Source organism: Microbacterium phyllosphaerae, from assembly GCF_050628115.1.
In the GTDB taxonomy this organism is placed as follows: domain Bacteria; phylum Actinomycetota; class Actinomycetes; order Actinomycetales; family Microbacteriaceae; genus Microbacterium; species Microbacterium phyllosphaerae_A.
In genome coordinates this window covers 1887463-1900845 of record NZ_CP192502.1, presented here as the reverse complement: position 1 = coordinate 1900845, position 13383 = coordinate 1887463, and the positions used below count along the sequence as shown (strand labels likewise).

13 protein-coding genes are annotated in these 13383 nt (G+C 66.9%); 5 read left to right on the top strand and 8 right to left on the bottom strand.

Annotated features, from left to right (window positions below; all coding sequences use genetic code 11):
* Positions 1–30: 30 nt before the first annotated feature.
* The 3 genes from cydB to ACQ4LY_RS08830 form a co-directional block, all read right to left on the bottom strand.
* Positions 31–1053: a cytochrome d ubiquinol oxidase subunit II gene (cydB, locus tag ACQ4LY_RS08840; RefSeq protein WP_431075644.1), complete on the bottom strand. Its 1023-nt coding sequence runs from the start codon at positions 1051–1053 to the stop codon at positions 31–33.
* A 14-nt stretch (positions 1054–1067) separates the two neighbouring features.
* Entirely contained in the window at positions 1068–2483 is a 1416-nt protein-coding gene (locus tag ACQ4LY_RS08835; protein WP_431075643.1) for a cytochrome ubiquinol oxidase subunit I, read from the bottom strand.
* Between the two features lie 107 nt (positions 2484–2590).
* Entirely contained in the window at positions 2591–3241 is a 651-nt protein-coding gene (locus ACQ4LY_RS08830; RefSeq protein WP_431075642.1) for a helix-turn-helix transcriptional regulator, read from the bottom strand.
* A 100-nt stretch (positions 3242–3341) separates the two neighbouring features.
* Between ACQ4LY_RS08830 and radA the strand changes: the two genes are divergently transcribed.
* Positions 3342–4709, top strand: a complete 1368-nt coding sequence (radA, locus tag ACQ4LY_RS08825; protein ID WP_431075641.1) for a DNA repair protein RadA — start codon at positions 3342–3344, stop codon at positions 4707–4709.
* 367 nt (positions 4710–5076) lie between these two features.
* On the opposite strand, the gene ACQ4LY_RS08820 is transcribed toward radA, so the two are convergent.
* From ACQ4LY_RS08820 to ACQ4LY_RS08805, 4 genes are all read right to left on the bottom strand, one after another.
* Positions 5077–5487, bottom strand: coding sequence for a hypothetical protein (locus ACQ4LY_RS08820; RefSeq protein WP_056313335.1), 411 nt, complete (start codon positions 5485–5487; stop codon positions 5077–5079).
* Between the two features lie 324 nt (positions 5488–5811).
* Positions 5812–6471, bottom strand: coding sequence for a hypothetical protein (locus tag ACQ4LY_RS08815; protein ID WP_431075640.1), 660 nt, complete (start codon positions 6469–6471; stop codon positions 5812–5814).
* Positions 6472–6480: 9 nt separating this feature from the next.
* Positions 6481–6984, bottom strand: a complete 504-nt coding sequence (locus ACQ4LY_RS08810; protein ID WP_056313339.1) for an amino-acid N-acetyltransferase — start codon at positions 6982–6984, stop codon at positions 6481–6483.
* Positions 6985–7158: 174 nt separating this feature from the next.
* Positions 7159–9684 carry an ATP-dependent Clp protease ATP-binding subunit gene (locus tag ACQ4LY_RS08805; RefSeq protein WP_056313341.1) on the bottom strand — a complete coding sequence of 842 codons (2526 nt, stop codon included), beginning with the start codon at positions 9682–9684 and terminating at the stop codon, positions 7159–7161.
* A gap of 238 nt (positions 9685–9922) precedes the next feature.
* Between ACQ4LY_RS08805 and ACQ4LY_RS08800 the strand changes: the two genes are divergently transcribed.
* Complete coding sequence (locus ACQ4LY_RS08800; protein WP_431075639.1) at positions 9923–10564, top strand: hypothetical protein; 642 nt, start codon at positions 9923–9925, stop codon at positions 10562–10564.
* Complete coding sequence (locus ACQ4LY_RS08795; protein ID WP_431075638.1) at positions 10561–10791, top strand: helix-turn-helix domain-containing protein; 231 nt, start codon at positions 10561–10563, stop codon at positions 10789–10791. Before ACQ4LY_RS08800 ends, ACQ4LY_RS08795 begins: the two co-directional genes overlap by 4 nt.
* 110 nt (positions 10792–10901) lie before the next feature.
* Here ACQ4LY_RS08795 and ACQ4LY_RS08790 read toward each other — a convergent pair whose 3' ends face one another.
* On the bottom strand, positions 10902–11270 hold the full coding sequence (locus ACQ4LY_RS08790) for a YbjQ family protein (RefSeq protein WP_431075637.1): 369 nt from the start codon (positions 11268–11270) through the stop codon (positions 10902–10904).
* A gap of 104 nt (positions 11271–11374) precedes the next feature.
* On the opposite strand from ACQ4LY_RS08790, the gene ACQ4LY_RS08785 reads away from it, so the two are divergent.
* A complete protein-coding gene (locus tag ACQ4LY_RS08785; RefSeq protein WP_431075636.1) occupies positions 11375–11707 on the top strand; it encodes a hypothetical protein in 333 nt (110 codons plus the stop codon).
* A gap of 143 nt (positions 11708–11850) precedes the next feature.
* A complete protein-coding gene (locus ACQ4LY_RS08780; protein ID WP_431075635.1) occupies positions 11851–13284 on the top strand; it encodes a dicarboxylate/amino acid:cation symporter in 1434 nt (477 codons plus the stop codon).
* Positions 13285–13383 lie beyond the last annotated feature (99 nt).

Genomic DNA, 13383 nt, shown 5'->3' with positions numbered 1-13383 from the left:
ACGAACTGCGACCGGAGCAGAAACCGTGTCTCACGCGTGCGCCGGAGCCCCCTCGATCGAGCTGCGGGTGACCCGCTTGCGGAAGATCCAGTAGGTCCACGTCTGGTACGCCAGCACGAGGGGCAGGGCGATCAGCGCGGTCCAACTCATGATCGTCAGCGTATACGGCGTGCTCGATGCGTTCTCGATCGTGAGGCTGAAGGCCGGGTCGATCGTCGACGGCATGACGAAGGGGAACAGCGCCGCGAACAGCATCACCACAGCGGATGCCACGGTCACAGCGCCCGCGGTGAAGGCCCGACCGTCGCGGCCGCGCAGCGAGAACAGCACCGATGCGATCAGGGCGAGGGCGGCGACGAGCCCGCATCCGATGACCATCAGCATGAGCGGAGACTCGCGGTCCCAGGCGATGCCGATCGTCCAGAGCACGGTGCCGGCCGCAGCGAGCACAGTGGGCCCCGCCGCGAGCTTCACCAGGCGACGAGCATCCGTGTGCACCTGCCCGTCGGTCTTGAGCGAGACGAACAGCACGCCGTGCAGGAAGAAGAGCAGCAGCGTCGTGACGCCGACGAGCAGCGAGTACGGGTTCAGCAGCGCGAAGAAGCCGCCCACGTAGACGTGGTTCTCATCGATCGCCACCCCCTGCACGATGTTGCCGAAGGCGACACCCCACAGCAGCGCCGGCACGGCCGAGCCGATCACGATCATCCGGTCGAAGCCGCGCTTCCACTTCGCCGACTCGCGCTGGTGCCGGTACTCGAACGACACCCCTCGCAGGATCAGTGCGAGCAGGATCAGCAGCAGCGGCAGGTAGAACCCGCTGAACAGCGTCGCGTACCACTCGGGGAACGACGCGAACAGGCAGGCGCCCGCGACGATGACCCAGGTCTCGTTGAGATCCCAGATCGGGCCGATCGTGTTGATCACCTGGCGACGCGAGACGTCGTTCTTGCCGAGGAACGGCAGCGACATGCCCACGCCGAAGTCGAACCCGTCGAGCACGAAGTAGCCGACGAAGAGGAAGGCGACGATCCAGAACCACATGTATTCCATGACTGATCCCTTTCTCAGTACACGACGGACGGCAGCTGGGCCGTCTCCTCGTGGGGTTGTTCGTCGGTGTCAGGGCCCTTCTGCGCGGCCTTGATGATGAGGCGGATCTCGACCACGGCCAGCGCCGCGTAGATCGCGGTGAAGGCGATCAGCGAGATGAGCACCTCGAGCCCGCTGACACCCGGCGAGACGCCGTCTTGAGTTGTCATGAGCCCGAAGACGATCCAGGGCTGCCTGCCCATCTCGGTGAAGACCCAGCCCATGATGTTGGCGGCGAGCGCGAGGGGGAACGACCAGATCGCGAGCTTCCACATCCACTGCGCCGGCGGCTTCTTGGCGCCCTTGCGGGTCAGCCACAGGCCGACGACGGCGACGAGGGCTGCGGCGATGCCGAGGCCGATCATCCAGCGGAACGCCCAGTACGTGACCCAGAGGATCGGGGCGAACTCGGTGAGCCCGGTGTCGGCGAAGGTCGTGGCGTACTCGGCGTTGAGGTCGTTGATGCCGTGCACACAGGCGTCGAACGAGTGGGTCGACAGCAGCGAGAGCAGATAGGGCACCCGGATCGAGAACAGCTCGGAGCTGCCGTCCGGGGTACCCAGCGTGAAGATGCTGAAAGAGGCGTCGTAGCCGCAGACCGTGTTGAACGTGGCTTCCGCCGCCGCCATCTTCATCGGCTGCGCCGCGTACATCGCGAGTCCCAGCTGGTCGCCTGTGAGCACGACGCCTGCGGTCGAGACGATCATCGCCCAGAGTCCGAACTTCAGCGAGATGCGCATCGTGTCGAAGTGCTGGCCGCGAGCGAGGTGCCAGGCCGATACCGAGATCACGACACCGGCGGCGAACATCAGCGCACCGAAGATCGTGTGCGGGAAGGCGGCGAGCGCGACCGGGTTCGTCAGCAGCGCCCAGAAGTCGGTGAGCTCGGCGCGGTTCGTCTCGGGGTTGAAGACGTAGCCGACCGGGTTCTGCATGAACGCGTTGGCGGCGATGATGAAGTACGCCGACAGGATGCTGCCGATCGAGACGCACCAGATCGTGGCGAGGTGGAGCTTCTGCGGCAGCTTGTCCCAGCCGAAGATCCAGAGGCCGATGAACGTCGCCTCGAAGAAGAAGGCGAGCAGTCCCTCGAAGGCGAGCGGGGCGCCGAAGACGTCACCGACGAAGCGGGAGTAGTCCGACCAGTTCATGCCGAACTGGAACTCCTGCACGATGCCGGTCACGACCCCCATGGCGAAGTTGATCAGGAAGATCTTGCCGAAGAATCGGGTCAGATGCAGGTACTGCACCTTGCCGGTGCGCACCCATGCGGTCTGGAAGATCGCGGCGACCAGTGCCATACCGATCGTCAGCGGCACGAAGAGGTAGTGGTAGACGGTCGTCAGACCGAACTGCCATCGAGACAGGACCAGCGGGTCTAGCCATTCCATGTGCCACTCCTTCTTCGTGCCCTTGGTCCTCTGTGCCCCGGGTGTCACGCTGACGACGAGCCCGCTGCCCCGCGGGGCAGTAGACCGTGGATAAGACAGATGCTCGCCTAGGCGGCGGTCATCTCCGTCAGGCGCAGCTGTACGGTGCAGTCCGCCGGGAGGGCGGTGGTGCGAACGGTCTCGGCAGCGAGCGGTCCACCGGCTTCGGTGAGCACCCCCTGCATGAGACCGAGGTGCACGGTGCACAGCATCGGACGGTCTTCGGCGCGACCCGCGGCATGCGGGCACGGGCTGAGATCGACGGTGAGCTGCTCGTCATCGACGACGGGCTCGAAGCCGCTCTCCTCCAAGTGTTCGATCAGGGCGTCCAGCTGGTAGGTCGCGTCGCGGCCCAGGGCGGATGCGGATGCGGATGCGGGCAGCACGCGACGCAGCAGGTCGCCGCGCTCGGCTGCGGCCTTGGCCTTGTCGCGGGCGATGGGGCTGGATGCTTCCGCGGTGCCGGTCGCGGCGCTGTAGAGCGTGCGCGGACGGCCGCGGGTGGTGCGGTGCTCGCTGGCCTGGATGACGTAGCCGCCCTCGATCAGGCGCTGCAGGTGCTCGCGCACCGTGTTGGGATGAAGTCCCGTGGCGTCGCACAGCTCGCCGATCGTGCGCTCCGAACGCGTCTGCACCGCGCTCGCTTCGAAGAGCAGGTGCAGGAGCTGCACCCGTGAGAACGTCGAGATCGGCCCGCAGACGGGCCCGCCATTGGCCATGACTCCAGTATCCCGTGGGCGTTCAGCGCCATGGGGTGGTTCGGCCGTGAATAATGCCCCAGGCGATAGGGATGTCTGATCTCGGCGATAGCCTGGCTGCATGGCCACCCGAAAACCTGCCCCTCCCGCGTACGTCTGCACCGAGTGCGGGTGGACGACGGCGAAGTGGGTGGGTCGCTGCGCCGAATGCCAGCAGTGGGGCACTGTGCAGGAGCAGGGCGCGCAGACCGGCATCCTGAGCCGCATCACTCCGCTCGCTCCGACCGCGGCGAAGGCCGCACGACCGATCACGCAGATCACCACCGAAGACGCTCCCCGACGCACGAGCGGCGTGGGCGAGTTCGACCGGGTGCTGGGTGGCGGCATCGTGCCGGGGGCTGCGATCCTGCTGAGCGGCGAGCCCGGCGTCGGCAAGTCGACGCTGCTGCTCGAGGTCGCTGCTCAGGCCGCGCGCTCCGGCCGTCGCGTGCTCTACGCCAGCGCCGAGGAGTCGCCCGCGCAGGTGCGTCTGCGGGCGGAGCGCACCGGAGCGCTGCACGACGAGCTCTACCTCGCGAGCGAGACCGACCTCGCGACGATTCTCGGGCACATCGACGAGGTGGCACCGCAGCTCGTGATCGTCGACTCGGTGCAGACCGTGTCGTCGTCGCTGATCGACGGTGCGGCGGGCCAGCCGAGCCAGGTGCGCGAGGTCGCGGCGACGCTGATCCGCGTCGCGAAAGACCGCGGGCTGCCCGTCGTCCTCGTCGGCCACGTGACGAAAGACGGCACCGTGGCCGGGCCCCGTGTGCTCGAGCATCTGGTCGACGTGGTGTGCCACTTCGAGGGCGACCGGCAGACGTCTCTGCGTTTCATCCGGGCGTTGAAGAACCGATTCGGCCCCACCGATGAGGTCGGATGCTTCGAGATGACGGGTGCGGGCATCTCCGAGGTACCCGACCCTTCGGGCCTCTTCCTCTCGCAGGGCGAGACAGAGCCGGGCACGTGCGTCGCCATCTCGCTCGAGGGCCGCAGGGCGCTCCCGGTCGAGGTGCAGGCGCTGACCATCAACACCACAGCGCCGAACCCCCGCCGTGTCGTGCACGGACTCGACTCCTCCCGTGTGGCGATGGTGCTGGCGATCCTCGAGCGACGAGCGCACATCAAGACCAGCAATCTCGACGTCTACGTCTCGACCGTCGGCGGTGTGCGCTTCACCGAACCCGCCGCCGACCTCGCGATCGCGATCGCCGTGGCAGGTTCGATCCAGCAGATCTCCGTGCCTCGCACGGTCGCCGCGGTCGGCGAGCTCAGCCTCGCCGGTGAGATCCGGCCGGTCACGCAGTCGGCGCAGCGCCGCTCGGAGGCCTCTCGACTCGGCTATGAGCAGGTCGTCGACGACCGTTCGAAGACGCTGCGTGCGGCACTCAACGACGTCCGCTCCCGCAACACCACCCGGCGCAGCGAAGCCGACATCCCGCCGTTCTGAGTCAGCGCCGTCCGCCTGTTCGCATCCAGCCCGGGTTGAGAAAGTACCCGTAGCGCCCGCATCCGATGCACCTCCGCCCCGTGCGGTGCGCCTCCAGGCGGGGCCAGTTCCGCACCCGAATCGGGCGATGCGCCACCGAGCGGGGCCACCTCTGCACCGCGCCACCGAGCGGGGCCAGTTCCGCACCCGAATCGGCGAGCGGGGCCACTTCTGCACCGCGCCACCGAGCGGGGCCAGTTCCGCATCCGAATCGGCGAGCGGGGCCAGTTCCGCATCCGAATCGGGCGATAGGGATGCGAAAGTGACCCCGCACCGGCTAGGGATGCGAAAGTGACCCCGCACGAGGCGGATACGGGCGCCACCGCGCTCAGGCGTCGAGGGCCCTGAGCAGCTCGTCGGGCGAGGCCTGCATCGGATGCGGCCCTGCGATGTCGAGGAAGACCGTCGTGATCGGATGCGCGACCAGGAACTTGCGCAGCCAGTCGGCGGTGTAGATGCCCACGCCCGGTGGCAGGTTGTCAGGTTTGTTCTTCGCATCGCTGAACAGCAAGAGCGCGAGGTCACCCGATTTCGGGTCGCGGTAGGTCCACACCTCACCGCTGTCGAGCGGGTTGTCGCGAGCTCCGGGCTTCACGAGCGGCACGACGGTGGTGCCATGACGCAGAGCCAGGGCGACCGCGGCGATGTCCTGCTTCTCCAGGGCCTGTGCGAGAGCATCCGACCGGAAGTCCTCGGGCGCGGGCTTGTTCTTCGCGGACTTCGCCTTCTTCGATGCCATGCATCCAGCATATTCAGCCTGCGCCGATGTCTCGCCCGAAACCGGAGCGGATAAGAAAAGGGCCCTCTCGAGTCATCCATTGGGGACTGGGGTACTCGAGAGGGCCCGCGGACCCTCGGGCGGCATGTCGAAGCGCTGGGGACGCTGTGCTCGACGCCACTGGGGATGGCATGCGCCGCAAGTCTGCGAGGGTCACCTCAATGGTATCCCAAAGAACGGATGCTGTCAGCACCGAAACTGAGTGCAGGTCTGTATTCAAGACCTTTGGCCAATGCCGATACGACGAGCGACCGACGGATTCCCCCCAGGCGGCGCGCGACGTACTCAGTACAGCAGGATCTGCTTGGTGGTCGCGCCCTTGAAGCCGCCGATCTCGACCGCCACGTGGTACGACGCTCCCCCACCGGGGGCACGCGCACGGTTCTCCTGAGCGCAGGTCTCGACGCTCGAACGCGTGCGGTCCCAGGTCACCGGAACCTTGCTCGTCACGGTCGCCCCGGCCGCCAACGTGGCGATCATGCTGCTCGGGTTCTCCTGGCAGTCGGTCGAGCGCCACCACACGTCGGACCCGCTCGACACCGTGAGCACCTGAGTGGTCGACCCGACATCGATCGCGCAGTCCGTGGCTCCGCGGTTCGTCAGCGAGATCGACAGCTGCGGCAGAACCCCCGCCTGATACGTGTCGGCATCCGTGACGGCTGCGACCTCGACGTCCTGCGCTTCGCACGCCACGATGCCCGGCGTCTCCTCGGTGGACGGCTCGGGCTCGGGTGCGGGCGACTCGACCGCGGTCGGATCGGGCGCGGTCGGAGTCGACGACGCCGAGGCGGAGGGTGTCGGCGACGGGGTCGCCTCCGTCGCACTCGCCCACGGCCGAGCCACGAGCAGCCACACTGCCGTCACGATGAACGCGACGAAGAGGATCAGCGCGACGAGGGTCACCAGTCGCCGACGACGATAGACGGCGGCGGAGTGACGGGGCATGAGTCCAGGTTAGTTGAGCCTTTTCAGCATCCTGGTGTTGCCGAGCGTGTTCGGCTTGACGTGCGCGAGGTCGAGGAACTCCTCGACACCGGCGTCACCGCTGCGCAGCAGCTGCGAGTACACGTCGGGGTCGACGACCTGCTCGCCGATGATCGAGTACCCGCGTCGACCGAAGAAGTCGACCTCGAACGTCAGGCAGAACAGTCGGCTGAGACCGAGCTGCCTCGCCTGCTCCTCGAGGGCTCCGACGATCGCGCCGCCGACGCCGTGATGCAGCCAGTCGGCACGGACCATCAGTGTGCGCACCTCGCCGAGGTCCTCCCAGAAGACGTGGAGTGCACCGCATCCGACCAGTTCGCCGTCTGCCTCGGCCACCACGAACTCCTGCACGGCGCCGTAGAGCACGGCGAGATCCTTGCCGAGGAGGATGCGCTGCTCGACCATCGGCTGCAGAAGGTTCCGGATGCCGATGATGTCGGCGCTGCGGGCCGGCCGGACGATGTACTCGCTCACATCGTCAAGCCTAGAACCCGTCACCTCCACAGACGCTGAAGCGCCCCCACCCCGTTCGAATCGCTCACTTTGCAGGTAATCCGGCCCGAAACCTGCAAGGTGCGTGATTCGAACGAAAGTCTCGGACACGCAGAAGGGGCGGATGCCTCAGCATCCGCCCCTTCTCCGATCAGGTCACTCTCCGCTGGCGATGGCCAGGTCGGGGGTGCCGGGGATCGCTCCACCGGTGTTGACGCCGACCGCGACCTGCTCACCGCGCGGGCCGTGCTCGAAGAGGAACTCGCCGTCCTTCGAGTCGACCTTGACGTGGTCGCCGGGGTTCAGCTCACCGTGCAGGATCTTCTCGGACAGACGGTCCTCGACCTCGTGCTGCATCGCGCGACGCAGCGGTCGGGCACCGAGTGCCGGGTCGAACCCGATCTCGATGAGGCGCTCCTTGGCGGACTGCGAGAGCTCGATCGTCATGTCGCGATCGAGCAGACGCTCGCCGAGGCGCTTCGTGAACAGATCGACGATCTGCACGAGCTCGTCCTTCGACAGCTGCGGGAACACGATGATGTCGTCGACACGGTTGAGGAACTCGGGCTTGAAGTTGCGCTTGAGCTCTTCGTTGACCTTGCCCTTCATCCGCTCGTAGTTCGTCGAGTTGACGCCCTCGATCTGGAATCCGACCGGACCACCGGCGATGTCACGAGCACCGAGGTTGGTGGTCATGATGATGACGGTGTTCTTGAAGTCGATCACGCGGCCCTGACCATCGGTCAGACGACCCTCTTCGAGGATCTGCAGCAGCGAGTTGAAGATGTCAGGGTGGGCCTTCTCGATCTCGTCGAACAGCACCACGCTGAACGGCTTGCGACGCACCTTCTCGGTGAGCTGGCCACCCTCTTCGAATCCGACGAATCCGGGAGGGGCACCGAACAGACGCGAGACGGTGTGCTTCTCACCGAACTCGCTCATGTCGAGCGAGATGAGAGCAGCCTCGTCGTCGAACAGGAACTCGGCGAGCGCCTTGGCGAGCTCGGTCTTTCCGACACCCGTGGGGCCGGCGAAGATGAACGAGCCCGAGGGACGCTTCGGGTCCTTGAGGCCTGCGCGCTGACGACGGATCGTCTTGGAGAGCGCCGCGATGGCCTCTTCCTGACCGATGACGCGCTGGTGCAGCGCCTTCTCCATGAAGACGAGTCGCGAGGACTCCTCTTCCGTCAGCTTGAAGACCGGGATGCCGGTGGCCTGTGCGAGCACCTCGGCGATCAGGCCCTCGTCGACGACCGCCTGGGTCGCGACGTCACCCGAACGCCACTGCTTCTCGAGGCGCAGGCGCTCGGCGAGGAGGCTCTTCTCCTCGTCGCGCAGCGATGCGGCCTTCTCGAAGTCCTGGTCCTCGGACGCGACTTCCTTCTGCTCGCGGACCTTGGCGATCTTCTCGTCGAATTCGCGCAGCTCGGGCGGGCTCGACAGGATGCTGAGGCGCAGGCGTGCGCCGGCCTCGTCGATCAGGTCGATGGCCTTGTCGGGCAGGAACCGGTCGGAGACGTAGCGGTCGGCGAGGTTCGATGCCGCGACGATCGCGCCGTCGGTGATCTGCACCTTGTGGTGCGCCTCGTACCGGTCGCGCAGTCCCTTGAGGATGTTGATCGTGTGAGGGAGGCTCGGCTCGTTCACCTGGATCGACTGGAAGCGGCGCTCGAGAGCGGCATCCTTCTCGAAGTGCTTGCGGTACTCGTCGAGCGTGGTCGCACCGATGGTCTGCAGCTCACCACGGGCGAGGAGGGGCTTGAGGATGCTGGCCGCATCAATCGCGCCCTCAGCGGCACCCGCACCCACGAGGGTGTGGATCTCGTCGATGAAGACGATGATGTCCCCGCGCGTGCGGATCTCTTTGGTGACCTTCTTCAGGCGCTCCTCGAAGTCACCGCGGTAGCGGGAACCGGCGATGAGAGAGCCGAGGTCGAGCGAGTAGAGCTGCTTGTCCTTCAGCGTCTCGGGCACATCGCCCTTGACGATCGCCTGGGCGAGACCCTCGACGACGGCGGTCTTGCCGACGCCGGGCTCACCGATCAGCACGGGGTTGTTCTTGGAGCGGCGAGACAGGATCTGCATGACCCGCTCGATCTCCTTCTCGCGCCCGATGACCGGGTCGAGCTTGTTGTCGCGTGCGGCCTGCGTCAGGTTGCGACCGAACTGGTCGAGCACCTGCGAGCCGCCCTGGGCGCTCGGGGTGTCGTTCGACTGCGCGCCGACGGCTGCCGGCTCGCGTCCGGGTGCACCGGAGAGCAGCTGGATGACCTGCTGGCGGACCTTGTTCAGGTCGGCGCCGAGCTTGACGAGCACCTGAGCGGCGACGCCCTCACCCTCGCGGATGAGACCGAGCAGGATGTGCTCGGTGCCGATGTAGTTGTGGCCGAGCTGGAGGGCCTCGCGGAGGCTCAGCTCGAGAACCTTCTTGGCGCGCGGCGTGAACGGGATGTGACCGGTCGGCTGCTGCTGACCCTGGCCGATGATGTCCTGTACCTGCTCGCGGACGGCGTCAAGCGAGATGCCGAGGCTCTCGAGCGCCTTGGCTGCGACACCCTCACCCTCGTGGATGAGGCCGAGCAGGATGTGCTCGGTGCCGATGTAGTTGTGGTTGAGCATCTTCGCCTCTTCTTGGGCGAGGACGACCACTCGACGGGCTCGGTCCGTGAATCTCTCGAACATGCTGTGACTCCTTATTCGCACGTGTTGTTCGACACTGGCGAAGACGCGTGAAGCGCTTGTACATCGAGAGTAACCACCGTGCGGAGGACGTATGCCCGTGTTCGCCGTCGGCATAGTGCCGTGACGGCCGGCGACGGGCGCGGGACAGGCGCGTTCGCCTGGGTGGGGTTGACGAACATATCGACAGTCGTTATGTTAACGATTATCGGTAATAACGAAGATCGATAAGGAGTGGATGATGACCTCGACGAAGAACGGCACGATCTCCCGCGGCGACACCGGAGCACTGATCGGCTTCTGCATCGCCGGAGTCGCGATCGCCGCCTACATCACGGTGTTCTCGATCATCCGGATCATCGAGCTCGCCCGCGGAGTCGACGTCCCGGTGCTGGCCGAGTTCATCGGCTCGAAGACCCCGGTCGATCTGCCGCTCAGCACCGGCGACGCCATCTCCGTCGGTCTCGACAGTGCCGTGATCACAGCCCCTCAACTGCCCGCGATCGCGGCGGTGCCCGGCATCATCGGGCAGATCGCACAGGTCCTGACGATCGTCATCGTGATCGGATGCCTCATCCTGCTGGCCCGCAGCGTGCTCACCGGCCGCGTCTTCAGCCGCCGCAACACGGCCCTCGTCTCGACCGCGGGCATCACCGGACTCCTGGGCTTCGCCGCCGTCCGCTTCTTCGACAACATGCTCGCCAATGCGACCATCGCCCACGTCACCGACAACGGCATCGAGAACGCGGTCATCAGCGTCGAGCCCTTCACGTTCGTCCTCGCGGCGTTCGTCCTCGCACTCATCAGCACGGTCTTCGTGATCGGCGACCGTCTGCAGCGCGACAAGGCCACCCTCGAGGACGAGACGCGGGGTCTCGTGTGAGCCCGGCGGAGAACGACGACGAGCTCACCGGCATCCACTGCCGTCTCGACGAGCTGCTCGCCGCACGAGGGATGACGCTGACCGAGCTGAGCGCCCGTGTGGGCGTCAGCATCGTGAACCTGTCGGTGCTGAAGAACGACAGGGCTCGGGCCATCCGATACTCGACGCTGCGTGCGATCTGCGACGCACTCGAGTGCGAGGTCGGCGACCTGCTCGTCCTCGCCTGAGCTCTGGCGCCGACCGCTGTGTGGCGATTCCCGTCGCACTTCGTGCCGTCGGAACATGACGGTGGCGGCACGAACTGCGACCGGACCGGCGGCCCGGGCGCCGGGCGCTGTCAGGCGACCGGAGGCTGCGGAGGCTGGGGCGGCTGCGGCTGCGCGACCGGGGCGAGGGGTTCGACCACCACGGCCGTGCCGTACGCGCAGATCTCGGTGAAGTTCTGGATCGATCCGGCGTCGAAGCGCATCGCGACGATCGCATTGCCGCCGCGCTGCTGCGCCTCGGCCCACATGCGGCCCATCACGACCTGTCGCGCCTCGTACATGACCTGCGTGTACTCAGGGATCTCGCCGCCGCCGAGAGAGCGGAATCCGGCGGCGAAGCCCTGCCCGAAGTCGGTCGAGCGCACTGTCAGTCCCATCACTTCGCCGAGCACCTGGGTGATGCGGTAGCCGGGGATGTCGTTCGTCGTCACCATGAACATGAGGACATCGTGCCATGCCAGGACCGCATGCACCGGCTACCAGCGGGAGACGAATCGGCACAAGCCCTTCTATGGATTCGCTGTGAGCCGATAGCGTTGAGCGCATGAAGCTCAACGACCGGAACCTGCGCACCTCTTCCCGCCTCCTCATGGCGCTGCCCATCGCAGCACTCGCCTTCTCGCTCGCCGCCTGCGGCGGTTCCACTCGCCCCAGCGCCGACGACGTCGCCGCCGGTCTCGACGAGTTCTTCACCTCGCAGGGCCAGGAGCTGCCCGACGGCGCCTCCGAGTGCTTCGCCGGCTACCTGGTGGACTCCGAGCTCAGCAACGAGACGCTCACGTTCCTCGCCAACGGCGAGGACAAGCAGTCCAGCGAGGCGGACAAGGCCCTGACGACGAAGATCCTGCAGGACAACCTCCAGGAGTGCGCGGGCTGACCCGCCCCCTCCGATAGACCGAGGATGACGGATGCTTCGGCATCCGTCATCCTTCGTCATCTCGGCCTCGGGACTCCGGCCCGGCTCCTAGCGTGGACGGAAGCGCGCACACGGCGCGCATCGATTCTGGAGTCCCCAATCCAATGAGCACCACCGTCCGCGCCACGAAGGCGCCAGACACCCGCGGACCCGTCCGGAAGCTGCTGACGTCGTTCGGCTTCCAGATTCTCGCGGCCCTCGTCCTCGGCATCGCCGCCGGTCTGATCGCCCGTCAGCTGGGCGCCACGGCAGACAGCCCCAACGGCCTCTCGGCCACGCTCGACACGATCGGCAGCTCGTATGTCACGCTGCTGCGCACCGCCGTCGTGCCGCTGATCTTCACCGCGATCGTCGCCAGCATCTCGAACCTGCGGCGCGTGCAGAACGCCGCTCGCCTCGCCGGCCAGACGCTGCTGTGGTTCGCGATCACCGCGTTCATCGCCGTGATCATCGGCATCACGCTCGGCCTCGTCATCCAGCCCGGTGCGCGCGCCGGCGACGGGCTCGAGCCGAGCGACCCCTACACGGTGGGCACGTGGTGGAACTTCCTCCTCGGCCTGATCCCGCAGAACTTCCTCGGCCTCAGCGTCAGCACCAACCCCGGCGCCGCCGAGGGCACGTTCTCGTCGAGCGTGAACTTCAACATCCTGCAGATCATCGTGATCGCGGTCGCCGTGGGGATCGCGGCACTCAAGGCCGGCAAGAAGGCCGAGCCGTTCCTCGCGTTCACCGAGTCGCTGCTCAAGGTCATCCAGCGGGTGCTGTGGTGGATCATCCGCATCGCCCCGCTCGGCACCTTCGGCCTGATCGGCGCGGCGGTCGTCAAGTACGGCTGGGAGAAGCTCGCCTCGCTCGGCTGGTTCGCGATCGCGGTCTACATCGGCCTCGCGCTGGTGCTGTTCGTCGTCTACCCGATCCTCGTCAAGACCAACGGCCTGTCGATCAAGCAGTACTTCTCGGGCGTGTGGCCGGCCGTGCAGCTCGCGTTCGTCAGCCGCTCGTCGATCGGCACCCTGCCCCTGACCGAGCGCGTCACCGAGCGCAACCTCGGCGTGCCCCGCTCGTACGCCTCGTTCGCCGTGCCGTTCGGCGCGACGACCAAGATGGACGGCTGCGCCGCCATCTACCCGGCCATCGCCGCGATCTTCGTCGCCCAGTTCTTCGGCATCGAGCTGAACCTCGTGCAGTACCTGCTGATCGTGCTCGTCTCGGTCGTCGGCTCCGCCGCGACCGCCGGCACCACCGGCGCGACGGTCATGCTCACGCTGACGCTGTCGACCCTGGGCCTGCCGCTCGAGGGCGTCGGCCTGCTGCTCGCCATCGACCCGATCCTCGACATGGGCCGCACGGCGGTCAACGTCGCAGGGCAAGCGCTCGTGCCGACCATCGTCGCCAAGCGCGAGGGCATCCTCGACGAGGAGCTCTACAACGCCCCGCGCGAAGGCCTGCCCTTCGCCGACGACTCCGACGACGACGCGCCCGAGGCGGACACCTCCGGCACCGCGGACGCCGACAAGGAACCGGTCGGCAGCCGCTGACCCCGCAGCACCCGAGCGCCTCGCCCCTTCTCGGGGGCGGGGCGTTCGTGCGTGCGCCGGGTGTTGCCGCGGCCGCGGGATGCGCTCGAGACCTGAGCG